Genomic DNA, 23,074 nt, shown 5'->3' on the forward strand with positions numbered 1-23,074 from the left:
TCCTCGCGCAAAATTCGCAAGGTCTTTACAACCCGGTCGGGTTTGGTGTTCGTTTGCCCTTGGCGGTCAGGCGTTCGCCCATGGCTTCCAGTTCCCCCACGGCCTGGGCTTCGGCTTGCCGGGCCTCGTGCTCACGCCGGAACTTCTGAAGCGTCCAGTGCGTTACATACTCCCCGCCTTGCCGGTTGCCCGCGAACACGAACGGGACACGGTAGCGCACCTGGAAGGCCAGGATGGATTGCAGGGCCGCGTGCGGGCTCATGCGCGACGTGTAGCGATGGCGGGCGATGTCTTCCATGCTGGCCTCCACCACTACGGCGAAGCAGTCCAGGGACCGGGAGCGGTCAAGCTCGCGCTCGAAGCGGTCGCGGCCCACGGTCAGGCACCCCACAAGGTCGTCCAGGCTCTTGCGCTCGACGGCGGCCTTGTCTTCGAGCCCGCCGCACGCGTAGTCGCCCGTCGCCAGCCCGGCCCGGATCACCTCCACGCCGGAAAACCGCTCGAAGCCGTAGGGGGCCTGTTCGCGGGTGTCCACGACGATGGACAGGGGCGTTTCACTGCGTCCGGCCATTCCCGCCGCCTTCCGCCAGGGCTTGCGCTTGAGCCAGCCCGGCCAGGAGTTCGCCAAGCTGGTCCAGGTTCAGGGCAAGCCCCTTCTGGCTCGGGCGCATCTCACCCGTGGCCTTGTCGGGAAACCACGTCCGCACGTCCACGTACCGGCGGCCCCGGAACCATTGCAGGGCGATTTGCACTTCCTCCCCGCGTCCGTTCTTGCCAAAGGCGTGAATGAGGGTGCGCTTAGCGTCCATGGCGGCCTCCAAGCGTTCTCGGGCGTCTGAAGGCCCGGCAGGTGTTCAGGTCAGGGCAACCGCCGAACGCGGTGCAAGCCGTGCGGGGATGGTCCTCCCCGGTGACGGGGCAACGCACCACCTCCACGGACGGGGGCCGGTGCTCGGGAGCCACAAGGCCCGCTGCGCCGTCCTCGAACGTGTGCGGGCGGGCGGAAGGGAAGAACCGGTCGAGGGACGACAGGACAGCCCGTCCAGGGATCGGGGTTTTACGAGCCCCCAGGCTGGCGATGATTTCGGCGCGGCTGGCCTTGGCGACTTCCACGGCGCGGGCCGCCGCCTCGGGTGCCAGACGGTCGAGGCCGGAGAGTTTGATTTTGTCTTCGACCAGGGAAACGGAAACTCCCAGGTCGGAAAGAACGCGGGCCGGGTTCATATCAGAACCTCCCCCGGTCCTTCCCATCTACCGGATGGACATGGGGCCGGACAGGCACCCGGACAACCGGACACCCCTAAAGGGGTGTGTCCGGTATGTCCGGTTTTGGTATGCCCACCGGACATGGCGGACATGTCCGGGTAATGTCCGGTTTGTCCGGTTTTGGCGGGAGCCCACAAACCGTCCGAAAGGACCACAAGGCCGCTTTCGGAAAGCTCGGTCTGAGAGCGTCGAAAAGCCTTTTGCTTGGCCTCCTGACCGCCGGGAGAAATGCCCCGCGCATAGGCCGCTTGTCGCCATTCGTTGAGGGGAACCGGCCCGCCCCTGTCGGCATAGGCCTCTGTGAGCGTTTCCAGGGCAATACGCTTCGCCCCTGTCGGCTCCTGCCCGGCCTCCTCGATTGGCGCTTCCGTCTCGCGCAGGACCACGGACGTGATTTCCTGCAAGGTCTCCGGGTCCGTCCAACCCGTGCCTACTTCCTCGGGCTCGAAGGCCATGTCCTGCGGGGGCTCATGGTCCTTGCTCTTTGTGCAGGACAGCACGCGGACGTTTCCCTTGACGGTAAGCCGGTACTCGAAGTCCAGGGCCGCCCGGAGCACGCTCGACCCCCGAGAGGTCCTTGTTGGCGAGGCCGGAGTGATTCACCACCAGGATCGCGCAACCGAAGCGGGCCTTCAGGGCGTCCAGGGCCGCCACAAAGCGGGTCATGTCCTGGGAGTTGTTCTCGTCTCCGGGGCCGAAGTTGCGGTTGAGCGTGTCCACGATGACCAGTTTGGGGGGGCCGTGTTCTTCGGCCAGGGCCGCCACCGCGCCCGCAACGTCCGCCACGCCGTCGGCGTCCAGAAGCTGCGCCGGAGCGTTGGAAACGAAAAACGGGATGGTGGCCGGGTCCACGCCGTGGGCCACGGCCCAGGCCTGTATGCGCTTGGACAGCCCGTGGAACCCTTCGCCGGCCAGGTAGAACACCGCGCCGGGGTTTGGAACGGCGTGGCCGTGCCAGGGCATTCCCGTGGCGATGCAAAGCCCCTGGTCAATCGCCATGAAGCTCTTCATGGTCCCGGAATCGCCAAAGAGTTCGGACAGGCTTCCCGCCTCTAGGTGGTCGCGGATGAGCCACCGCGTGGGCCTTGGCGCGGAAAGGAGGGCCGAAAGGGGCAGGAACCGGAAGGCTCGTGCTTGAGCCGCCGCCTGTTCCCCTGAGGGCTTCCACTCCTGAGCCGCCTTTGCCAAGTCCACCAGGGCCTCGCGCGTCCCTCCGGCTTCCAGCCAGTCGGAAACGTCACCCTTGGGCGGGAGGTCGGGCAAGTCGAGAATCTTGACCGCCTCGGCAATTCCATGAAGCTGCGCGGCCACGTCCTGGGCGTGCTTGCGCCCCGGCTCGTCATTGTCGGGCAAAAGGCATACGCGCTTGCCCTTAAAGTGGTGGTTGAAGTTTTCTCGCCACTTGCCCGCGCCCTGCGCGCACGTCGTGGCCGTAAGTCCCATCTTCGCCAGGGCGTCCGCGTCCTTCTCGCCTTCCACGATGAAGACGGTGCGGGCCTTGAGCACCTCAGGCAGTCGGTAAGGCACAAGGTCGATTCCCTTGACGCTGGGAATCCAGCCACCTTGGCCGTCTGGTCTACGCTGCGTGAAGGTCTTGGGTCCCCACCGGGTCACCTGGAAGACAAGTTGACCGTCCGCCCCGAAATAGTCGTAAGCCGCCACCACGCGCTTGCGCGGTTGCTCCCTTGTTCCTGACGGGGCCACGCCGCCCCCAGGATCAAGGCCAAGCTCCCGCGCCAGCTTGCGGGCGGCTTCTCCCTGCTTGAGCCCCTGAAGGGCCGCATACAGGCTTACAGGGTCATTCCACCGCGCTTCCCCCGCGAAGTCCCCGCCCACGCATGTGGTCATGTTCGTGGAGCACGAGCTACCGGGTTCGCCTCCGATGGAGCCGCAAACCCACTCGCCCCCCTCGCGCTTGCCGCCGGGCAACCACCGCTCCAATAGGGCGGGAAGGTTCGCCAAGGCCGCCACGTTGATACGGGCGAAGTCGATGTGACCGTTCACCTGGCCCCTTCCCCCTGGCGCAAGATGTACCGGGCCACCCGGTGCGGCCTGCCTTCAGTTGTTATATCAACTGTCCAGACAGTGACGATGCTATGCCCCCGGCGGCGAAGCTCCATCACCCGCGCGGCGGGGTGCAGCACGTCAAGCTTGCTCCGGGCCTCCAAGGTGGTCAGGCTTTCACGGCGCAGGGCGTCCAGAAGGCGGGCGCGCTGAGCGGAAGCGGTGTTCGTCTCGGTCAACGCGTCAGGTTGAGGCGGGTAGGTGTTGATAGGCATGGGGCTCTTTTCCCTTGCCAGACCGGCAGGGCGCGAGGTAGATAAACCCCATCCCAAGCCGTCTGACTTTTTTGAAGCGCCCGGTGCCGCCAAGCTTGCCGGGCGTTTCGCGTTTCTGGTCATTGTCTTTCCAATCCCTTCAGGCTCCCGCTTCCATGAACCTGGCCGCCAGACTCGGGGCGTAGCGCTTCACGTCCTGGCGCAGGGCGTCCACCCGCTCGGCCAACACGGAACGCTGAATCTCCTTCAGACGCCGCATGTCGCGTTCCGACGGCGTGTAGTAGCCGTTCAGGATCGCGTTGACGCTCGACGCGGTACAGCCAAGCTCTCGCGCAATCCGCACATGCGTGACCGAGTTTCTCTTGAAAAACTCCTTCAGTTCAGCTTGCGACATGCTGGCCCCCATCTTTGTACTGTTGAGGCAACAATTCACCGGGCAATGAAAATTCCGCCCAGGTCGGGCAGGTCTCTTTCATGAACTTCGTAGGCATTTTCTGCCCCTCCTCCTTGTATATACTGAATGCCAAAAAACCCCCCTCTTCCGGTGTCGGAAAAGCCCTTCCCGAAGCACCACGGGCATGGCGTGCGGCGCGAGTCTGTCACGGGCAACCCATTCGGTGAGGAGAAAAAGACCGGGTTTCGCGGGATGACCATTCCGCACCACGGACAGTAGCGGGGCCGCGTGCCTCGCAACGTCCTGGCCGCTCGCTGCGGACGGCGTACTTCGCCGGCTATAATGGCGCTAAGGCCCGATACGTGCTGACTAAAGCCGGTATGGCGACGGCTGTAGTCCTCGAATGAGGCGAGCAGGACATCATTGCAAACGACGATTTCGCTTTCGCTGTTCGGAATGCGGCGGGGGGCGTTCTGCCTGAAGGCGTAGCTTTCCTGTTCCAGCCGCCTCCGGGCCTCTTCCAGAAAGTCGCGGTCGCGCCGGCGCTCCACCAGGCAGGTCAACAGGTCGTTTTCAAACCCTCGCGCAAGGAGCGTCGAAAGCTTCGCCCTGGCGGCCTCATGGCGGTGGTATCGAGCAGCTTGGCTTCCAGGGCGTCGGAGTCGGTGACGGACCACCGCTCGCCGTCACGGGCCAATTTGTACCGCGTGCGCGTCAGGAACCGGGCCGCCGCCGCAAGGGCCTCGGCAAGCTCCTCCTGCCGAACGCCGGCCTTCAGGGTCAGTATGCGCCCCAGGCCGTGACGAACCCGAAAGGCGCGGACGGTTTCCCGAGACACGCCGTGGGTGCGGGCAAGGGCCACGTCCGTGACGTTGTGGGCCAGGGCGGCGCGGATCGCCGGCAAGTCGGCGTCGGTCAGCTTGAGGGGCCTGCCGCCCAGGGAAGGAAGGGGCGCGATGCCCGCCAGGGGAGAAATGCCCCCCCGGTCGGGTTCAGGCCGCACCAGTCGGACCCTGCCCGGACGCAATGCGCTCGACGATGGCGTCAATCTGCGATTCGGGCCAGGCCACGGCGCGCGCCCCCAGCTTCACAGGACGCGGAAACACCCCCTGGCGGACCAGATCGAGGAAGCGGCTTTTCTTGTAGGGAATGCGTTCGAGAACGGCGGGGAGGCGAAGAAGGCGTTCAGGTCGAGAGGCGGGAGGCGCTTGAGTCTGCGTGTGCATCTGGACATTCTCCGTTCGGAGTCGCCACCTTCATGAGGTGGAATGTCCAGTTGAAACCACAAAAGGCCTGGAGAGTAAAAGAACCGAAATCTTTTCTTTGGTTCCCGGAACCAATTTGAGATTTTCAGTTCCGGGAACTCATTTTGACTTTTTGGTTCCCTTTCCAGAATTGCGGAAGGAAAGAACTTCGGCGGCCTCAATGCTTTCGTTTGTCTTTCTGTAATAGCGGCCCAGGTTGTCGTCGTTAAGGTCAAGCGCCTCAACATAGCCTGCGTCGTTAAACTCTGATTGGGCTTGTGCTATCGCTCCGCGCCTAGCTCCCAATTCCTGAACGCGGTCCCAAAGCCAAAGACCAGCGGCGCGCGCTTCCTTCTCTTTAGGAAGTACCCCCCCCGGTGTGTTTAAACATGCGATGCGTTCTCCCGTGCGCTGCTCCTGGCCCCATTCACCGTACGGGGGTAGCCCTTTATAGTACATGGAATACATTCTTTCCAGGTGCCAAATTAAAAGTGGTAGAGGCTGCGCGAAGTTCAGACATAGGAACACGTCTCCGGGCCTTTCTTCAATTGCTTCTAGCTCCTCACCAGGATATGCGCGTAACAACATTGGGTCCGGAAACTTGGGGTGCTGCAATCCCTTTAACCAGTAAACAGCCTGCCTCCCCCGGCTATTTTGTGGGAAAATAATTGCATCCCCGTTGCGAACGTTTTTGACTAAGAATGTCGAGTCGCGCGCCGGTCTGTCGTCAAATTCAAACCCAAACTTAACCTCCACAAAATTCGACAATTTAATTGCGTCATCAATCAAATTTTTTTTTTGATATTTCAAGATTGTTGTAGTGCTGTGACTTATGCCTGTCGTAATAAAAATCATGGAAGAATGATGCTTGCTCACGAGTCCAAGGGTATTTTTCAAAACCATCTTCTAGCATCGCTAGCATCTCTTCACTGGCTAGGGGGATGTTACTGATTTCTTCGATTTCTTTCTGAATAATAGATATATCAACATTTAATTTTTTCTCGATTTGTACTATTTTATGTCTGATCGCAGAGAACTCTCTGTTCCTATATGTGTACTCCAAGGCCCATAAACGATAAAATAATGTTCTTTCATCATCTGTAATAACGCCCATCCCCCCTCACTTCCCCCTGCAAGAATCCCCGCCCAGGCCGCCAGGGGTTGCGGCTTTTCAGCCCGGTTCATGAGGCCGGGCCTAGGGCGGGGAACTATCCTCTACGCCAAAAGAAACCTTCTCGGGTCCACCTTCAGGGCTTCCGCCAGCTTCCGGGCGTTCTGCCTGCCAATAGGCCGCTTGCCGTTTTCCATCTCGGAAATATGCCGCCGGGGAATACCCGTGGCCTCGGAAAGCTGCACCTGCGTCAACCCTTCGCGGTAGCGCGCGCCGGCCAGAAACACGCTCGGCAACTCGTCATCCGTGAAGGGAAAGGCCTCCCGCCAGGGGATGGACTCGCCTTCCCCGCGCACCACAAAGCCAAGCTCCACCAGCCGCTTGACCGCCTCTTCCTTGCGCGCGGCGGGGCCGGTGAAACGCAACTCCACGTTGTCAGTAGGGGGCTTTTTCGTGTGTGCCAGCATAAACCACCTCGATCAGGCGAATTTGCCCGTTGCGCTCTTCCCAAACGGCCACATAGGTGGGCCTGCCCTTCTTGATGTGGCAATGGTGGCGGCCAATCCCCAGCTTGGAATAATTGGGCCAGTCGCCACGCACGGGGCCGGCGTCCTCAATGTCCCGCATGAGCAGCGCAAGGGCTTTCTGGACAGCCAGGGGCAACCGCTTGATGCCCTTTTCCGCCTTGCTGGAAACCGTGACCGTCCATGCCATACGATACCTGTACTAATTCGTGGTGCGTAGTCAAGGGCGGGCCGCCCATCGGCAACCCGCCCGGTGTTGAAGCCGACGCGGACTAGACGCGCCCGGTGTTGTCGATTGCCTCACCGGCCCGTTGAAGCCGTTCGGAAATCGCATTCAGGGTGAAGGCCGTTCCCACGTCTTTCTCCTCAAGTTGGAGAAGTTCCGCCAGGCGACGTAGCGCGGAAGCGGCGTGCATAACTTCAAGCACGGGGTCTTGCCCTTCGGACCGTTCACCTTCAGGGGGGTTACTGGTCATGTGGGGCCACCTCCTCACCGGGCGTTTTTTGTGTTTCGCCACACCCTACAAGCATCAGCGTGGCGCGCTCGTGCAAGGCCAGCACGACTTTGCCGGCGTCCGCCAGGAGGTCGCTGGTTGCGTTTAGCATCGGTATTTCCTGAAGGATGAAGCCCAACGCCGCAAACGGCTCCAGGGCTTGTTCAATCCTGGCCGCTTCGCCGATCTCCCAGGACGCATAGGCGATGCGCTTACCCATGACGCGCCTCCTCACCTTCGCCGGCAGACTTCCCCACGAGCCGCAAGGGTTCGGCATCGGGGGGGCGTCTCCGGTTCGGCGCTTTCATGAGAACACGTTGAGCTTCCATAATACGGCCCCTGGTGTTGGTTATGGAATCAGCAACCATACGCTTGCGGGCCTTGATCTGAAGTACAAGGTCAAGCCAAGCTTCTCGCATGGCCGGGTTCCCCCCCTTGAACACCTCCAGGCCTTCAAGTTCCTTTATCACGCGAGCGTATGTGTCCAGCGCTTGGTGTTCGGCTTTGCGCGCTTCGTCCATGCGCCGCTTGATCACCTGGGCAACAGCCTGGAAGTCAACCTCATCAAAGGGGCTGGCCATGACGCACCTCCTTGCCCTGCGCTCCCAGCACTTCGATTGCGGGCCAAAGCAGATCGCCGCAATGGCTCAAGGAATGGGCCAGCCCTTCAAGCTCCGAGCCCGAGAACGTGACGCCTTCCTCCCGAGCGGGGCGAAGCGCCTTCGCCAGGAATGTGATTGTGTCGTAGGCCTGCAATGCGCCCTGGTGGGCCTTTTCCCGGTTGCCTTCCGCTCGCGCCGTCGATACTTGCTGTTCAGCCATGATCGCACCTCTATGCGGTTGTGGTCAGGCCCTGGCGGGGTGCTGGTTCCACCCCATCCGGGCCGTTATACTGTCCGCCCACTTCGGGCGGGTTCAGCCTGCGTTTTCCAGGTGCAACGGCACCACCTTCCCCCCGGCTTTCAGGGCGTCCAGGTAATCCGCCCATGCCTGCATCATCTTCCGGCGCTCGGGGAGCCATTGAGCCCGATTGTATGTGGCCCGAACCTTGTTGCGCGGCGCATGGGCAAGCTGGCGCTCGATCACGTCCGAAGGCCACCCCTGTTCGTTCAGAAGCGTTGACGCCATGGCCCGGAAGCCGTGGGCGCAGTGTTCGCCCTGCTCGTACCCGAGCCGGCGCAGGGCCGCGTTGACGGTCATGTTGGACATGCACCGCCCCTTTGTCCGATTGCAGGGGAACAGATAGCGCCCGGAGCCGGTCAGGGGGTACAGGTCCGTGATGATCTCCACCGCCTGGCGGGCCAAGGGAACGTAGTGCGCCGCGCGCATCTTCATCTTTTCGGCGGGAATGAGCCACCGGGGGCCTTCCGGCGCGTCCAGGTCGATTTCTGACCATTCGGCCTGTCGCAACTCGCCGGGTCGCACGAACAGAAAAGCCGACAGCTTGAGCGCCGCCAGGGTAATGGGGCTCCCCTCGTAGCCGTCGATGGCGCGCATGAGCTTGCCCACGGCCTTGGGCTCGGTGATGGCCGGACGGTTCTTCACCCGGCAGGGCAAGAGGGCTCCCCGAAGATCGGTCCCCACGTTGCGCTCGGCCTGCCCTGTGGCGATGGCGTAGGTGAAAACCGCCTCACAGAACTGGCGCAATCGCTTGGCCGTGTAGACGATTCCCTTTTCCTCCACCTGGCGCAGGACCGGCAGGATGACCGGGGCGCGAAGCTGGGCGATTGGCGCAGACCCGAAAGCCGGGAAAAGGTATTGCTCCATCGTGGCGAGCACCTTGACCGCATGGCCCTCGCTCCACACTTGCACCTGCTTGGCGTGCCAGTCGCGGGCCACCACCTCGAAGGTCGCGGCGGCTTCCTCGGCTTGGGCCTTCTCTTCGGCCTTGTCCTGCTTGCGCTTCTCGCCTGGGTCAATCCCTTCGGCCACCAGGGAGCGGGCTTCGTCGCGGCGTTGGCGGGCCTGCTTCAAGCTCACGTCCGGCCACAAGCCGAACACGAGACGCTTTTCCTTCCCGGCAAAGAGGTACTTGAACCGCCAGGACTTGCCACCCGTGGGCAACACTTCCAAGTACAGGCCGCCACCGTCGGACAGCTTGAAAGCCTTCTCCTTGGGCTTGGCGTTCTTGATCTGTACATCGGTCAGGGGAAGAGTTTTTTTCGGCATAGGGGTTCGATTCCCTTTTCCTGCAATTCTAGTCCCTTGCATGGAGACACGAATTTTATCAATGATAACACGTCTTGCAGGGAGATGCCCCAAAAACAAAGGGGCACCTGCTCGATGCCCCAAGAAGTGCCCCTAAAAATGGTGGCTGTCAACGGACCAAAAAAGCCCATATCGGACCATCCTTGGCCTGTGTTCTGCGTGATTTCAGGGATTTGCGGACTGTATCGGACGATATTGGAAGGTCATGTGGTGCGAGAGGGGGGACTCGAACCCCCACGGTTGCCCGCTGGATCCTAAATCCAGTGCGTCTACCAATTCCGCCACTCTCGCGTCGACAAGTCGCGCAGGGTAGCAGAAAACCGGGTGGGCTTCAATTGCCTGGCCAGGCGGAAAGCCCCACTAGATGGTTGGGCGGCGATACACCGGCCCCGACGGGAAAACCCGAGGCCAGCGCGGCGCGGAGATAGGCCTGGGCCGTGCGTACGGCCTTCTCCAGTCCCTCGCCCAGGGCCAGGCGAGACGCAATGGAAGCCGACAGGGTGCAGCCCGTGCCGTGGGTATGCACAGTGTCCACGCGGGGGGTGGTCAGGGGGAGAATCGTTCCGTCGGCCAAGCCCAGCCAGTCGGTCAACTGGCCGTTTCGGCTGGGCATGTGACCGCCCTTGATAAGAACCGCACCGGGCCCCAGGGCCAGCAGGGCCTCCATGGCCCGGCGCACGCCCGAGTCGTCCTCTATGGTCAAACCGCTGAGTCGTTCGGCCTCGGGACGATTGGGCGTGACCAGATCGGCCAAGGGGACGAGCATCCTCTTGAGAGCGTCCACGGCTTCGGGCTTGAGCAGGTCATGGCCGGACTTGGACACGCATACCGGGTCGAGCACCAGGGGAAAGCGCTTGCCGGCAAGCGACTCGGCCACCCGCTCCACGATGGCCGCGTCGAAAAGCATGCCGGTCTTGGCCGCCTTGACGTCCAGGTCGGTGAGCACGGCTTCCAGTTGACGGCCCACGAACGCGGCCGGCGGCGCGAAGATATCCGTCACGCCCCGTGTGTTCTGGGCGGTGAGCGCCGTGATGACGCTGGCGCCGTAGCAGCCATGCGCGCAAAAGGCCTTGAGGTCCGCCTGCACCCCCGCCCCGCCGCTGGAATCGGATCCGGCTATGGTCAAAACGCAGGGCAAGGAGGCGTTCACGCCAGTTCCTCGTCGGAGCGGCGAATGACGCGAAGCGACAGGCCGCTCTTGGCCAGAATGGCCAGTCCGGCTACGGTGGTGGGAATGTACTGCATCATGTGGATGAGCAACCCAAGCGCCAGGCCCAGTTCCTTGTCCACGCCGAACAGGCCCAGTCCGAAGGCCACGGCGGTTTCGAAGACAATGACCGCTCCAGGCGACGAGGGCACGGCCATGCCCAGGGCCGAGATAATGAACACGGCCAGGGCCTCTCCCATTTTGAGGCCAAGGCCCGCCACCCACTCGATCATCAGAAAGGTGGGCAGGGCGTAGAGCGCCCAGACCAGGGCCGTGTACAGTCCGAGCACGATAAGAAAGCGCAGGGTTACGCCGTGCACGAGCTGGAGCTTCACGTCCAAAATGAAGCCGCGCATCCGCTCGAAGGGCACGTATTCCACCAAGCGTTGGGTTTTTTCCGGCCAGCGGCGAATGACATAGAGGCAGAACCAGATGGCCATCACCCCCAGGAAGAGCGGCAGGAACAGGGTCTTGAGATTGAAACGCAGGGCCACGACGATGCCCATGGCCAGCAACGCGTTCAGGTCGAAGAACCGCTCCCAAAACACCAGGCTGATGGATTGGCTGAGGGAATAGCGGCACTCCCGGCGCAGATAGAAGGCCTTGGCCAGCTCGCCGAGTTTGGCCGGGGCCACGTTGTTGACGGCCATGGAAAGCAGAAACGCCTTAAGTCCCACCCAGTTGCCGCAATCATAGGCGGTGAGAAAATTGATGCGCACGGCCATGGCCCAGTATCCCGCGAACGAGATGAGGGTGGTGAGGAGAAAGGCCATGTGGTTGAAGCGCAAAAAGGCCTGGGCGAGTTTGGAAAAGTCCACGCCCCACAGGGCGTAGACCAAACAGCCTCCGACCAGGGCCAGACGGAGGATGAAGCTGACGACTTTCTTGATGTTCATGCGGTAGAAGGCCTGCCTTGGGCTATCGGTTGAAGGCTTCCTGAAGTCTGTAGCGCAAATGGGTGTTGCGCCGAGAGGCTCCCACGTTACGCAGTCCTATGGATATGGCCTTGGCGCCGCCCAGGATGACGGCCAGCCGTCGGGCTCTGGTGAGGGCCGTGTAGATCAGGTTGCGTTTGAGCATCATGAAGTGCTGAGTGACGATGGGCACCACGATGGCCGGATACTCGCTGCCCTGGGCCTTGTGCACGCTCACGGCGTAGGCCAGGGTCAATTCGTCCAGCTCGGAGGTCTCGTAGAGAACGCCGCGCCCTTCGAAATCCACGACGAGCTCTCCGGCCTTGGGGTCCACATCCGTCACCCAGCCCAGATCGCCGTTGAAGATGTCTTTTTCATAGTTGTTTTTCGTCTGCAAGACCCTATCGCCTTGGCGGAAGCGGTTTTTTCCCCGCACCAGTTCTTTTCCGCTCGGGTTCAGCCGGTCGCGCAACAGCTCGTTCAAGGCCTGGGTGCCCACTTCTCCCTTGTGCATGGGCGTGAGCACCTGGATGTCGCGCAGGGGATCGAGTCCGTATGTGGCGGGGATGCGTCTGGCCACCAGGTCCACGATGCGCGTCTGCACCTCCTGGGGATTGTCGCACTCCACCCAAAAAAAATCCGCCGCGGGCGGGGCCTTGCGCGACTGGGCGGGGAACTGGCCCTGGTTGATGCGGTGGGCGTTGACCACGATCATGGATTCCATGGCCTGGCGATAGATGCGGGTCAGGCGCGCGTGATCCACGGCCTGCGAATCAAGCAGGTCTCCCAGCACGTTGCCCGGCCCCACCGAGGGCAGTTGGTTCACGTCGCCCACCAGCACCAGCCGGCAGGTCAGCGGCAACGCGCGCAGAAGGCTCAGGCAGAGCTGAGCGTCGAGCATGGACGCCTCGTCCACCACCAGGGCGTCGGCCTTGAGCTTGTTTTCCTCGTTGTGGGCGAAGCCGCCTCCGGCGCTGTACTGCAACAGACGGTGCAAGGTGAAGGCCGGAAGGCCCGTGGCCTCGCTCAGGCGTTTGGCCGCCCGGCCCGTGGGCGCGGCGAGCTTGACCTTGAAACCCAGCTTGCCCAGGGCGTGGGCCACGGCCCTGGTGATGGTGGTCTTGCCCGTTCCCGGACCGCCGGTGAGCACAAAGACCTTGCCGTGGCAGGCTTCCACCACGGCCTGGTGCTGCTGCGAAGAAAGCTCGATGCCCATCTCCCGCTCGAACTCGGGCAGCATTTTCTCCACCACGCCCTTGGCCGCGGCGGCCGGATGCGTGGCCAGGGCGTAAATGCGTTCGGCTATTTCGCGTTCCCACTTGTAGAAGTGGCTCAGGTACACGGCCCCTTCCACTCCCTGCTGGGGCAGGTCCTCCACGCGGACCCGCTTTTTCATTTCGAGTTCCTGCAGGGCGTCGGACAAAAGGTGCGGCTCCACCCCGCCCAGCATGGAGCTCACCCGGTCGAGCAACGCGTCGCGGGGAGAGAACATGTGTCCCTGGTCCGAAACCGAAAACAACCCGTAGACAATGGCCGCTTCCAGGCGTTCCCGGCAATCCGGGGCGAATCCCAGCTTGAGCGCCATGGCGTCGGCGCTTTTGAAGCCCACGCCCTGGATGTCGTAGGCCAGGGTGTAGGGATTCTCGCGAATTTTGGCCACGGCCCCGGCGCCGTAATGCTTGAAAATGCGGTGGGCAAAGGTGGTGGGGATCTCGTGGGTCTGCAAAAAGAGCATGAGCCCGCGCACTTCGCGCTGGCCGTTCCAGCTTTCCATCATGACCGCGAGTTTTTTCTGCGTGACGCCGCGCACTTCGAGCAGCCGGTCCGGGTCTTCGTCGAAAATTTCGAGCACCTTGTCCCCGAAGGCCTCGAGGAGTCTGCCCGCCAGCACCGGCCCAACGCCCTTGATCTGCTTGGACTCCAGGTAGCGTTTGATGCCCATGAGCGAAGCGGGCAGGCGCTGCTCGAAAAAGTCCACCTGGAACTGGCGGCCGTACTGGGAATGCGTGGTCCACCGGCCGCGCAAGAACAGTTCCTCTCCGGGCGTTACCGGCCCCATGTTGCCCACGATGGTGGTCAGGCCCGGTTCGCCCTTGGCCTGCACCTTGGCCACCAGATAGTTGGTCTCTTCGCTGAAGAAGGTGACGGCGATGAGTTCGCAGGTCAGCTCCTGCGGGGCTTCGGCGTTCAAAGTCCCTGCCTGTGCACCATGGACTGCTTGAGCGTTTCCTTGTCGACGTATTTGACCTCGGCTCCCAGGGGGATGCCCTGGGCCAGGCGGGTCAAACGCAGTCCGGGAAAGGATTTGGCCACCAGATTCTTGATGTACGAAGCCGTGGCCTCGGCCTCCATGGTGGTGCCCAGGGCCAGGATCACTTCGCGCACTTCGCCCCGGTTCAGGCGGTCCACCAGGCGCTCGATCTCCAGGCTGCCCGGCTCCACGCCGTCTAGCGGCGAGAGAAGCCCGCCCAGAATCAGATACCGCCCCTTGTACAGGCCGGTCTCCTCCAAGGCCAGAAGCGAATCCCACTCCCCCACCAGGCACAAGAGTTCGGACGACCTGGACGGGTCCGAACAGATGGGGCACGGGTCCGATTCGGCCAGGCCCGCGCACATCGAACAGAAATGCAGTTTCTCCCTGAGGTCGTGGATGGAGAGCCCCAGGCTTTGGGCACGTTCCTTGGGCCACTTGAGCAGGGTCAGCGCCACCCTCAGCGCGGATTTGGGGCCGAGCCCCGGCAGGCGGGAAAGCTCCTCGGCCAGATCGGCCAAGGGCCTGGGCAGCGCGCCCACGGCCTAGAACAGCCCCGGAATCTTCATGCCGCCGGTGATGGCGCTCATCTCGGACTGCTGCAGCTCCCGGGCCTTTTTCAGGGCGTCGTTGACCGCGGCCAGCACCAGATCCTGCAACATCTCGACATCACTGGGATCCACGGCGGCCTTGTCGATGACGATGGAGACGACATCCTGCCCGCCGCTGGCCACCACGGTGACCATGCCGCCGCCGCTGGAGGCTTCCACGGTCTTTTTGGAAAGTTCTTCCTGGAGGTTGGCCATCTTCTTCTGCATCGCCTGCGCCTGGCGCAACAGGTCGTTCATTCCCCGCATGGGATTTCCTCCGATCAACTGGTTCTGGGTTTGACGTAGAGCACCTGACCGCCCAGCGACTCCACCGCTTCCTGGTAAAGGGGCTCCTTGGCCAGGTCTTCCCGAAGCTCCTCCGGGGTCTTGAGCTTGGCCATCTGCTGGCCCACGAATTCGATGGCGGAATCGGGTCCGAAATATTCCTTGGCCCGGTCGCGCAAAAAGGCCAACACCTCGGGATTACTCTCCAATTGGCGTTGGTGCGCCTCGCCGTGGCAGATGAGCGCGATACGCGCTCCCTGAGGGCCGTCCGTCACCTGGCCTTTGAGGATACCCAGGCCCGTGACGGTGCGCCCCTGCGCTTTGGCGCTGTCGCGCAGGTAATGGTGAAAACCGTTCCAGTCCCGCGGCCCCCTGGGCCTAACCGCCTGGGCCGCCTGCGGACCGGCGTCTTCGTCCCGGAAGGGGGCGTCCTCCGCGCCGCCCGGAGGGGAGGCGGCGTAACCGTTCGAAGGCTGCGTCGCCGGGGCCGGGACCGAAGGGGCTTCGTATGGCCGCGCATCAGGGGAAGGCCCGGCGGGCGACACGGACGACGGCGACGGCGTGACGCCCGCAGCGGGATGCGGCGCGAAAGCCGGGGACGCGGCGGCGCCAGCCGACGCCGTTTGGCCCGGGGGCGGTCCCGAGGCGAAAGACCCGTCACGCGCCGCAGGTCGGGACGGCGCGGGAGCCGGGGACGGTCCAGGCGCGCCATATCGCGGGGTCGCCTGGCGGGCTGGGCCCCCCGCGGCGGTCTGGGGCTGTCCAGCGTGGCCGGGCGCGGGACGCGGAGCCGGCCTGGGCGTGGTTTGGGCCGGCAGGGCGCACCCCTGGGCGTGGGGATCGAGCGCGATGAGCCGAGGCAGGTAGGCCAGGTTCAGGAGCAAAAGCTCCAGGGCCAGGGCGGGCTCCAGGCTGGTCATGACCCGGCGTTGCCCTTCCAGGGTCATCTGCCAGCAGGCGTGGATATGGCGGGTGTCGAATTTGCCGGACCACTCCAGCCAGCGCGCGCCTTCCTCGGCCGAAATTTCCATGGATTCCAGGGCGCGTTCTCCGGCCTGGTTCAAAATGAACATGTTGCGCCAGCTCGAGGCCAGTTCGCGCAGGAAAAAACCGATGTCCAGCCCCCGATCCAGCACCTGGCGCAGAATCCGGGTCACGCCCAGGCAGTCCTGGTCGAGAAAGGCCTGCATGAGGGCCAGAAAGACATCCTGTCCGGCCAGTCCCAGCACCTCGCGCACGTCCTCTTCGGTGAGGCGTTCCCCGCCAAGGGCCAACACCTGGCCCAGCAGCGACATGGAGTCGCGCACGCTGCCCGCCCCGCGCCGGGCGATCAGGCTCACGGCCTGGGGGTCGAACCCCAACCCCTCGCGTTCGAGCAGGCCCGAGAGATGGGCTTCGAGCTCGGGCAGGGCCAGACGCTTGAAGATGTAATGCTGGCAGCGGCTGATGATGGTGGGCAGGATCTTGTGCGGCTCGGTGGTGGCCAGGATGAAGGTCACGCGCCCCGGCGGCTCCTCCAGGGTCTTGAGCAGGGCGTTGAAGGCCGCCTTGGAGAGCATGTGGGCTTCGTCGATGATGAAGACCTTGTAGCGGCTCTGCAAGGGGGCGTAGCCGATGTCTTCCTTCAGGCGACGGGCTTCGTCCACGCCGCCGTGGGTGGCGGCGTCGATCTCGATGACGTCCGGCGAGATCCCGGCGGTGATCTGACGGCACTGGGCGCACTCGTTGCAGGGCTCGGCCGTCGGGGCGCGCTCGCAGTTGAGGGCCTTGGCCAGCACCCGGGCCAGCGTGGTCTTGCCCACTCCCCTGGTGCCGGAAAAAAGATACGCCGGAGCGATCCTGTCCTCGGCCGAAGCCTTGGAAAGGATGCGCTTGATGGCTTGTTGCCCGGCCACGTCGCTGAAACGTTGCGGGCGGTATTTTGCAGTCAGGCTGGCGGAGGACATAGCGGCGGCGCCGACCGGGGGGTCAGGATGCGACCCCCCGGGTGACGTGTTAGATGGAGTAGCGGGTCAACCAGTCGGCGTACTTCGGATTGCCGCCGGTTACGGTTTCGAAGAAGGCCTTTTGCAGGCTCTTGGCCACGGGACCGGCCGAGCCGATGCCGATGACGCGGTGATCGTACTCGCGGATGGGCGTGATCTCGGCGGCGGTGCCGGTGAAGAAGGCTTCGTCCGCGGTGTAGAGCTCGTCACGGGTGAACCGGGTCTCGCGAATTTCGTAGCCCAGATCGCCCAGCAGGCAGAAGGCCGAATCGCGGGTGATGCCGTTCAAGATGCTCGTAAGCTCCGGCGTTTTCACCTTGCCCCGGCTCACCATGAAGACGTTCTCGCCCGTGCCCTCGGACACGTAGCCTTCGGTATCGAGCAGCACGGCTTCGTCGTAGCCGTCGGCCAGGGCTTCGCGTTTGGCCAGCACGGAGTTGACGTAGTTGCCGCAGCTTTTGGACTTGGTCATCATCACGTTGACGTGCAGCCGCGTATAGGAGGACGTCCGCACGCTGATGCCTTTTTCCAGGGCTTCGGCGCCCAGATAGGCCCCCCACGGCCACACGGCGATGGCCAGACGGATGGGGTTCGGACCGGGGTTGACCCCGAACGACATGCCCGAGCCGATGAACACCAGGGGACGGATGTAGCCCTCTTCCATCTTGTTGGCCCGAAGCGTCTCGACGATGGCGTCGCAAACCTGCTCTTCGGTGAAGGGAATGACCAATTGCATGATCTTGGCCGAATCGAACAGGCGGTGCACATGCTCCTTGAGCCTGAACACGGCGCTGCCACCGTTTGCCAGCTTGTAGGCTCGAATGCCTTCGAATACGCCGACCCCGTAGTGCAGGGTGTGAGTCATCACGTGCACCTGGGCTTGATCCCAAGGCACGAGGCTTCCGTCCAACCAGATTAGGTCAGTTTTGGGCGCCATGCGCGTTCCCCTTTACAAATAATGGAGTTGCCGGAAGGCATTCGAACCCTCCGACCAAAGTGGAAAAATTAGAGGAAAGTCCAATCCAGGTCAAGTATGGCCCGGCGAAACGTTTACTTGAAAAGCGCTTTCGGATAGGCAGCAAGCGCCCATGACCCCGCCACTGACTCCCGACGCGCCCTGGCTCGCCCCCCTGGCCGGTTATTCGGACCTGGCCTTTCGCCTTCTGTGCCGCGACTACGGCGCGGCCTGCGCCGTGACCGAGATGGTGAGCGCCAAGGGCATGGTCTACCACAGTCCGGGCACGGCCGAACTTCTGGCCACCACGCCCGAGGATGCTCCCCTGGTCGTGCAACTTTTCGGCTCCGAACCGGAAATGATCGCCCGCGCCATGGACATGCTGCTGCAAGCCGGGTTCGCCCACTTCGACCTGAACGCCGGCTGTCCGGTGAACAAGGTGGTCAAGACCGGGGCCGGGGCGGCGCTTCTCAAGACCCCGGAACTCTTGGCGGAAATCGCCTCCGTCATGGTCGGTCGCGCCGGACCCGGCCGGGTGGGAGTGAAAATTCGCGCCGGCTGGCAGGACGACTCCCTCAACTATCTCGACGTGGGCCGCCGCCTGGAGGACGCGGGCGTGGCCTGGCTCACCCTGCACCCCCGACACGCCCGGCAGGGGTATTCCGGGACCGCCCCCTGGGAGCGGTTGGCCGAGTTCAAGCGGACCGTGGGCGTGCCCGTGGTGGCCAGCGGCGACTTGTTCACCGCCCGGGACGCGCGCGACTGCCTGGCCCGCACCGGGGTCGACGCCGTGATGTTCGCCCGGGGCGCGCTCTACGACCCCACGATATTCAAGCAGTATCTGGACTCGTCGCCCCAAAAGCCGCCCTCGGGCGACGCCGTGGCCTGCCTGGCCTCGCGCCACGCCGAGCTCATGCGCGCCCACGGTCGGCCGGACGCCGCCCTGCGGCGCATGCGCTCCATCGTTCCCCGCTACGTGCGCGGCCTGGCCGGGGCCCGCGCGTTGCGCATGGAGATGACCTCGTGTACCACCTGGGACAGGTTCGACGCGATTCTGGACCGCATTCGACAGGCCGGGCCAGCCCCCGGGCCGGAACGTTTCAAGGAGCAATGGGATGAAAGTTCATAGGGCCAAAACGGCCGGATTCTGCATGGGAGTGGGCCTGGCCCTGCGCAAACTGGACAACCTGCTGGCCGATTCGGCTGAAACGCGCCCCCTCTACACGTTCGGTCCGCTCATCCACAACCCCCAGGTTATCGAAGAATACGCCGCAAAGGGCGTGCTCCCGTGCGAGGACTGCGAGGCCATCGAACCGGGCGCGCTGGTGCTCATACGGGCCCATGGCGTGCCGGTGAGCGTTTACGACCGCCTCCAGGCCCGGGGCGTGGGCGTGGAGGACGCCACCTGCCCCAAGGTCAAGAAGGCGCAGGAGCTCATTTCCGGTCAGGCCGCCCAGGGGCGCACCCTGCTGCTCTACGGCGAAGGAAACCACCCGGAGGTGCGCGGGCTTTTGAGCCGCGCGCCCAAAGACGCCGTGGTGTTCGAAAGCCTGGACGAGTTGCGCGGCCTGCGCCTGGAAAAGGACCGGCCCTATTTTCTCGCCGCCCAGACCACCCAGGACGAAGCCGAATTCAAGCGGATCAAGGACTTCGTCTTTAAAGCCCTGGGAACTGAAATCCCCGTTCTGCCCACCATCTGCCACGCCACCACCGAACGCCAGCAGGAAGCCATCGCCATCGCCAAGACCGTGGATTACATGGTGGTGGTGGGCGGTCACAACAGCGGCAACACCCGCCGCCTGGTCAAGGTGGTGGAGGCCCAGAACGTGCCCTGCGTGCAGGTCGAAACCGCGGCCGACCTGGACCGGGCGATGTTGGGCCAAAGCGCCCGTATCGGCTTGACAGCCGGGGCCTCGACGCCCAAAAGAATCATTGACGAGGTGGAATCGTTTCTTGCCTCGATGGCATAGTGTGGCGAAGCTTCAAGGCGACTCCGCGCCGCCCGGCCGCGATGCACGCGCAGTGAAATCGCCCGCCGGCGAACGCGGACGTGGGCCGCGAACCGAAAGACGAAACGCACGGCGTTCACAACGCGCCGAGACGCATTGCGGACCGCTCATCAACTTTTTGTGGATGCGGCATTAGCCCGGAGGACCCCGATGTCCCAGACCAACATTCTGCTTGAGGCCGGCACAAATGAACTCGAAATCGTGGAGTTCTACCTCGAAGAATCCGTTCCCGGCGAAGACGGCGGGCCGGCCAAGTCCTACAAGGGCTATTACGGCGTCAACGTGGCCAAGGTGCTGGAAATCATCCGCCTGCCGCGCGTGACCGAATTGCCCGAGGTGTCGCATCCTTCCGTGCTCGGGGCCTTCAACCTGCGCAATCACATCATCCCCTTGGTGGACCTTTCCGTCTGGCTGGGCAAGCAGCGCGAAGAGCACGAATCGCCCAAGGTCATCGTCACGGAATTCAACAAGGTCACCACGGCCTTCATGGTCTCGGGCGTGACCCGCATCCACCGCCTGAGCTGGGAATCCGTGGAGCCGCCCAACAAGTTCGTCTCCAACCTCTCGGGCGATTCCATCACCGGCGTGGTCAAGCTGGAGGATCGCATCGTCTTTCTGCTCGACCTGGAAAAGATCGTGGCCGACTTGAATCCCCAGCTCGGACTCCGCCTGGACACGAGCATAGACTGGCGCGCCAGCCAGCGCTACCGCGCCCTGGTGGCCGACGACTCCGCCCTGGTGCGCGAAATGCTCAAGGACCTGCTGGAAAAGGCCAACTTCGACGTGGAGGTCGTCAACACCGGCCTGCAGGCCTGGGAACGACTCCAACAGATCAAGGCCCTGGCCGAGTCGGAGAACCAGGCCGTCTCCGACTACGTTCAGGTGGTGGTCTCGGATATCGAAATGCCCACCATGGACGGCCACAACCTCACCCTGCGCATCAAGCAGGACCCGGAACTGCGCCGCCTGCCCGTGCTCCTGTTCTCGTCGCTCATCACGGACAAGCTGCGCCACAAGGGCGAGGCCGTGGGCGCCGACGACCAGATTTCCAAGCCCGAGGTGGGCCAACTGGCCCTGAGGGCCAAGAGCCTCATCGAAGCCCGCCTGGCTTCCGAGGCCGAGCCGGTGGAGGCGTAGCGTCGCGTCTCCCGTTTGCCTGTTTCGCCTTTGGGCGCGATGGAGCCGGCCGTGACGACATTGCACGAACGAAACGTCCCGACACTCCGACTCGACGACATTTCGACCATCCTCCGGCGGGTGTTCGGCTTCGACGAATTTCGTCCCGGCCAGTCCGAAGTGGTGGCCAGCGTTCTGGCCGGCGAGGACGTTTTGGCGGTCATGCCCACGGGAAGCGGCAAGTCCCTGTGCTACCAACTGCCGGCCGTGGCCCTCGGGGGGCTGACCGTGGTGGTTTCGCCGCTCATCGCCTTGATGAACGATCAGGTCGGCCAAATGCGCGCCCAGGGCGTGGCCGCGCTTTGTCTGCACTCCAACCAGACGTCCGGGGAGAACGCGCGGGTGTTTCACGCCCTGGAGTCTGGTGACATCTCCCTGTTGTACCTGGCGCCCGAACGCCTGATGAACGAACGCGCCATGGCCGCGCTCAGGCGCGTCGGCGTGACCCGGCTGGTGGTGGACGAGGCACACTGCGTGTCCCAATGGGGACACGATTTCCGACCGGAATACCTGCTGCTGCGCCAGGCGGCCGACGCCTTGGACTCGCCGCAACTGCTGGCCTTTACCGCCACAGCCGACCGGGCCACGCGCGCCGACATCGCGGCACGGCTGTTCGCCGCTACGCCGCACGTTTTCGTGCACGGGTTCGACCGGCCCAACATCCATCTGGCCATGGCCCCCAAGGAAAACGCCCGCAAACAGATTGTGGACTTCGTGACCAGGCGCAAGGGGCGAAGCGGCATCGTCTACTGCACGACCCGTCGCCAGACCGAGGAATTTGCCGAGTATCTGACGCAGGCCGGCGTGAACGCCCTGCCCTATCATGCCGGCATGGACCATGAGGACCGACTGCGCAACCAGCACCGTTTCCAGCGTGAAGACGACCTGGTCATGACCGCCACCGTGGCCTTCGGCATGGGCGTGGACAAGCCCGACGTGCGTTTTGTCTGCCACGCGGGCATGCCCAAAAGCGTGGAAAGTTATTACCAGGAAATCGGACGGGCCGGGCGCGACGGATTGCCGGCAGACACCCTGACCCTCTACGGCCTGGACGACCTGCGTTTGCGCCGTTTGCAAATCGAACAAAGCGAGGCGGACACGGAGCGCAAAATCGTGGAGACGCAGCGTCTCAACGCCCTTATGGCCCTGTGCGAGACCCCGCGTTGCCGACGCCAGACCCTGCTGGCCTATTTCGAGGAATCCTCCCCGCCGTGCGGCAATTGTGACCTGTGCCAATCGGGCTGTCAGGTGGAGGATGGGGTCATCGTGGCCCAAAAGGCCATGTCGGCCATGGTGCGAACGGGCCAGCGTTTCGGGGGCGAGCACCTGGTGAATCTGCTCCTGGGCAAACGCACCGAGGCCATCACACGCTGGGGTCACGAGAAACTTCCCACGTTCGGGGTGGGAGCGGACCTGTCGGCCAAACGCTGGCGGGCCATCTTCCGCCAAATCCTGGCCGCCGGGCTCATAGAACAAGATATCGCCTCCCACGGTCGCCTTGTGGTGACCGAAGCGGGCTGGCGGGTGTTGCGCGGCCAGGAACGGGTGTCCATCCGCAAGGACGCGGAGGCCTCCCCTGCGCGTCGGAGCCGACGCCGCGCCGGGGACAAGACGCCGGACGCCGGGCGGGACAGTCCCCTTCTGACCGCCCTGAAAAACCTGCGCCGCGAACTGGCCGCCAAGCTCGGGATCGCCTCATACATGGTCTTTCCGGACAAGACCCTCCTGGACATGGAGCGCAAGCGTCCCGCGACTCTGGACCAGATGTCTGGAGTCTTCGGCGTGGGCTACCTGAAGCTGGCCAAGTTCGGACAAACCTTTCTGGACGCGATAGCCAAGGAGTCCGCCAAGGAGCCCAAGAGTCTCGGCGAAGAAAAAAACGCGCAACATACGGAGACGGAACTCCACGTCAGCGAACGGGTCTTTCGCGATATGGAGCGGTGCCTGCTCGAAGCGGACACGTGGGACGACTACCGTTTCCTGCTGGAAACCCGCGACTTGTGCTACAAACAAAGCCCCCGCGGAATGGTGGTATGCCGTCTGTCCACGGGGAAGGCGCTGGGCAAGGCCTCGCGGGTGGGCCCTTCTTGCGTGAGCGTGGTCAGGAAACTGGGCGGTCCGTTTCCAGAGGTCGACCCCTACGAGGGGGAAGACGGCGCCCCGGACGTTTGAGGCCCGGCGC

General features: G+C 63.6%; 30 protein-coding genes and 1 tRNA gene. 4 read left to right on the forward strand and 27 right to left on the reverse strand.

Annotation, left to right across the window (positions count from 1 at the left end; genetic code table 11):
* Nucleotides 1-25: 25 nt before the first annotated feature.
* The 27 genes from ACYQ01_RS02355 to ACYQ01_RS02485 form a co-directional block, all read right to left on the reverse strand.
* Complete coding sequence (locus ACYQ01_RS02355) at nucleotides 26-571, reverse strand: ERCC4 domain-containing protein (protein WP_459932230.1); 546 nt, start codon at nucleotides 569-571, stop codon at nucleotides 26-28.
* Complete coding sequence (locus ACYQ01_RS02360; RefSeq protein WP_459932231.1) at nucleotides 555-809, reverse strand: transcriptional coactivator p15/PC4 family protein; 255 nt, start codon at nucleotides 807-809, stop codon at nucleotides 555-557. Before ACYQ01_RS02360 ends, ACYQ01_RS02355 begins: the two co-directional genes overlap by 17 nt.
* The gene (locus ACYQ01_RS02365) at nucleotides 799-1,224 is read right to left on the reverse strand and encodes a hypothetical protein (protein WP_459932232.1); all 426 of its coding nucleotides are present in this window, start codon (nucleotides 1,222-1,224) and stop codon (nucleotides 799-801) included. Before ACYQ01_RS02365 ends, ACYQ01_RS02360 begins: the two co-directional genes overlap by 11 nt.
* Entirely contained in the window at nucleotides 1,221-1,766 is a 546-nt protein-coding gene (locus tag ACYQ01_RS02370) for a hypothetical protein (RefSeq protein WP_459932233.1), read from the reverse strand. Before ACYQ01_RS02370 ends, ACYQ01_RS02365 begins: the two co-directional genes overlap by 4 nt.
* Nucleotides 1,735-3,270, reverse strand: a complete 1,536-nt coding sequence (locus ACYQ01_RS02375; RefSeq protein ID WP_459932234.1) for an AAA family ATPase — start codon at nucleotides 3,268-3,270, stop codon at nucleotides 1,735-1,737. The genes ACYQ01_RS02370 and ACYQ01_RS02375 overlap by 32 nt, the downstream gene beginning before the upstream one ends.
* Nucleotides 3,267-3,545: a helix-turn-helix domain-containing protein gene (locus ACYQ01_RS02380; RefSeq protein WP_459932235.1), complete on the reverse strand. Its 279-nt coding sequence runs from the start codon at nucleotides 3,543-3,545 to the stop codon at nucleotides 3,267-3,269. Before ACYQ01_RS02380 ends, ACYQ01_RS02375 begins: the two co-directional genes overlap by 4 nt.
* 139 nt (nucleotides 3,546-3,684) lie before the next feature.
* A complete protein-coding gene (locus ACYQ01_RS02385; protein WP_459932236.1) occupies nucleotides 3,685-3,939 on the reverse strand; it encodes a helix-turn-helix domain-containing protein in 255 nt (84 codons plus the stop codon).
* A gap of 35 nt (nucleotides 3,940-3,974) precedes the next feature.
* Nucleotides 3,975-4,502: a hypothetical protein gene (locus ACYQ01_RS02390; RefSeq protein WP_459932237.1), complete on the reverse strand. Its 528-nt coding sequence runs from the start codon at nucleotides 4,500-4,502 to the stop codon at nucleotides 3,975-3,977.
* Entirely contained in the window at nucleotides 4,499-4,942 is a 444-nt protein-coding gene (locus ACYQ01_RS02395; protein ID WP_459932238.1) for a hypothetical protein, read from the reverse strand. The genes ACYQ01_RS02390 and ACYQ01_RS02395 overlap by 4 nt, the downstream gene beginning before the upstream one ends.
* Nucleotides 4,932-5,165 (reverse strand): helix-turn-helix transcriptional regulator, encoded by a 234-nt coding sequence (locus ACYQ01_RS02400; protein ID WP_459932239.1) that lies wholly within the window; start codon nucleotides 5,163-5,165, stop codon nucleotides 4,932-4,934. Before ACYQ01_RS02400 ends, ACYQ01_RS02395 begins: the two co-directional genes overlap by 11 nt.
* Nucleotides 5,166-5,303: 138 nt before the next feature.
* On the reverse strand, nucleotides 5,304-5,993 hold the full coding sequence (locus tag ACYQ01_RS02405; RefSeq protein WP_459932240.1) for a hypothetical protein: 690 nt from the start codon (nucleotides 5,991-5,993) through the stop codon (nucleotides 5,304-5,306).
* Nucleotides 5,965-6,297, reverse strand: coding sequence for a hypothetical protein (locus tag ACYQ01_RS02410; RefSeq protein ID WP_459932241.1), 333 nt, complete (start codon nucleotides 6,295-6,297; stop codon nucleotides 5,965-5,967). The genes ACYQ01_RS02405 and ACYQ01_RS02410 overlap by 29 nt, the downstream gene beginning before the upstream one ends.
* A 101-nt stretch (nucleotides 6,298-6,398) precedes the next feature.
* Entirely contained in the window at nucleotides 6,399-6,761 is a 363-nt protein-coding gene (locus ACYQ01_RS02415) for a helix-turn-helix domain-containing protein (RefSeq protein WP_459932242.1), read from the reverse strand.
* The gene (locus ACYQ01_RS02420; RefSeq protein ID WP_459932243.1) at nucleotides 6,730-7,008 is read right to left on the reverse strand and encodes a cytotoxic translational repressor of toxin-antitoxin stability system; all 279 of its coding nucleotides are present in this window, start codon (nucleotides 7,006-7,008) and stop codon (nucleotides 6,730-6,732) included. Before ACYQ01_RS02420 ends, ACYQ01_RS02415 begins: the two co-directional genes overlap by 32 nt.
* Nucleotides 7,009-7,090: 82 nt before the next feature.
* Complete coding sequence (locus ACYQ01_RS02425) at nucleotides 7,091-7,294, reverse strand: hypothetical protein (RefSeq protein WP_459932244.1); 204 nt, start codon at nucleotides 7,292-7,294, stop codon at nucleotides 7,091-7,093.
* A complete protein-coding gene (locus tag ACYQ01_RS02430; RefSeq protein ID WP_459932245.1) occupies nucleotides 7,284-7,532 on the reverse strand; it encodes a hypothetical protein in 249 nt (82 codons plus the stop codon). Before ACYQ01_RS02430 ends, ACYQ01_RS02425 begins: the two co-directional genes overlap by 11 nt.
* Nucleotides 7,525-7,893, reverse strand: a complete 369-nt coding sequence (locus tag ACYQ01_RS02435) for a hypothetical protein (protein WP_459932246.1) — start codon at nucleotides 7,891-7,893, stop codon at nucleotides 7,525-7,527. The genes ACYQ01_RS02430 and ACYQ01_RS02435 overlap by 8 nt, the downstream gene beginning before the upstream one ends.
* Nucleotides 7,877-8,134 (reverse strand): hypothetical protein, encoded by a 258-nt coding sequence (locus tag ACYQ01_RS02440; RefSeq protein WP_459932247.1) that lies wholly within the window; start codon nucleotides 8,132-8,134, stop codon nucleotides 7,877-7,879. The genes ACYQ01_RS02435 and ACYQ01_RS02440 overlap by 17 nt, the downstream gene beginning before the upstream one ends.
* Before the next feature lie 93 nt (nucleotides 8,135-8,227).
* Entirely contained in the window at nucleotides 8,228-9,481 is a 1,254-nt protein-coding gene (locus ACYQ01_RS02445) for a tyrosine-type recombinase/integrase (RefSeq protein ID WP_459932248.1), read from the reverse strand.
* 247 nt (nucleotides 9,482-9,728) lie between these two features.
* Nucleotides 9,729-9,811, reverse strand: a tRNA-Leu gene (locus ACYQ01_RS02450).
* A gap of 40 nt (nucleotides 9,812-9,851) precedes the next feature.
* Nucleotides 9,852-10,670 carry a bifunctional hydroxymethylpyrimidine kinase/phosphomethylpyrimidine kinase gene (gene thiD / locus ACYQ01_RS02455; RefSeq protein ID WP_459932249.1) on the reverse strand — a complete coding sequence of 273 codons (819 nt, stop codon included), beginning with the start codon at nucleotides 10,668-10,670 and terminating at the stop codon, nucleotides 9,852-9,854.
* Nucleotides 10,667-11,623, reverse strand: a complete 957-nt coding sequence (locus ACYQ01_RS02460; RefSeq protein ID WP_459932250.1) for a lysylphosphatidylglycerol synthase transmembrane domain-containing protein — start codon at nucleotides 11,621-11,623, stop codon at nucleotides 10,667-10,669. The genes thiD and ACYQ01_RS02460 overlap by 4 nt, the downstream gene beginning before the upstream one ends.
* Before the next feature lie 22 nt (nucleotides 11,624-11,645).
* Nucleotides 11,646-13,832, reverse strand: a complete 2,187-nt coding sequence (gene recD2 / locus ACYQ01_RS02465) for an SF1B family DNA helicase RecD2 (protein WP_459932251.1) — start codon at nucleotides 13,830-13,832, stop codon at nucleotides 11,646-11,648.
* Nucleotides 13,829-14,434 (reverse strand): recombination mediator RecR, encoded by a 606-nt coding sequence (gene recR, locus ACYQ01_RS02470; RefSeq protein ID WP_459932252.1) that lies wholly within the window; start codon nucleotides 14,432-14,434, stop codon nucleotides 13,829-13,831. The genes recD2 and recR overlap by 4 nt, the downstream gene beginning before the upstream one ends.
* A gap of 3 nt (nucleotides 14,435-14,437) precedes the next feature.
* Entirely contained in the window at nucleotides 14,438-14,749 is a 312-nt protein-coding gene (locus ACYQ01_RS02475; protein WP_459932253.1) for a YbaB/EbfC family nucleoid-associated protein, read from the reverse strand.
* Nucleotides 14,750-14,763: 14 nt separating this feature from the next.
* On the reverse strand, nucleotides 14,764-16,713 hold the full coding sequence (gene dnaX, locus ACYQ01_RS02480; RefSeq protein ID WP_459932254.1) for a DNA polymerase III subunit gamma/tau: 1,950 nt from the start codon (nucleotides 16,711-16,713) through the stop codon (nucleotides 14,764-14,766).
* 49 nt (nucleotides 16,714-16,762) lie between these two features.
* Nucleotides 16,763-17,689, reverse strand: coding sequence for a branched-chain amino acid transaminase (locus tag ACYQ01_RS02485; RefSeq protein ID WP_459932255.1), 927 nt, complete (start codon nucleotides 17,687-17,689; stop codon nucleotides 16,763-16,765).
* A gap of 151 nt (nucleotides 17,690-17,840) precedes the next feature.
* Between ACYQ01_RS02485 and ACYQ01_RS02490 the strand changes: the two genes are divergently transcribed.
* From ACYQ01_RS02490 to recQ, 4 genes are all read left to right on the forward strand, one after another.
* Nucleotides 17,841-18,836 carry a tRNA dihydrouridine synthase gene (locus ACYQ01_RS02490; protein WP_459932256.1) on the forward strand — a complete coding sequence of 332 codons (996 nt, stop codon included), beginning with the start codon at nucleotides 17,841-17,843 and terminating at the stop codon, nucleotides 18,834-18,836.
* Nucleotides 18,823-19,677 (forward strand): 4-hydroxy-3-methylbut-2-enyl diphosphate reductase, encoded by an 855-nt coding sequence (gene ispH, locus ACYQ01_RS02495; RefSeq protein ID WP_459932257.1) that lies wholly within the window; start codon nucleotides 18,823-18,825, stop codon nucleotides 19,675-19,677. Before ACYQ01_RS02490 ends, ispH begins: the two co-directional genes overlap by 14 nt.
* Before the next feature lie 189 nt (nucleotides 19,678-19,866).
* The gene (locus tag ACYQ01_RS02500; protein WP_459932258.1) at nucleotides 19,867-20,853 is read left to right on the forward strand and encodes a chemotaxis protein; all 987 of its coding nucleotides are present in this window, start codon (nucleotides 19,867-19,869) and stop codon (nucleotides 20,851-20,853) included.
* Nucleotides 20,854-20,904: 51 nt separating this feature from the next.
* Nucleotides 20,905-23,064, forward strand: coding sequence for a DNA helicase RecQ (gene recQ / locus ACYQ01_RS02505; RefSeq protein ID WP_459932259.1), 2,160 nt, complete (start codon nucleotides 20,905-20,907; stop codon nucleotides 23,062-23,064).
* The last annotated feature ends 10 nt before the right edge of the window (nucleotides 23,065-23,074 follow it).

This window comes from Fundidesulfovibrio butyratiphilus (assembly GCF_054657235.1).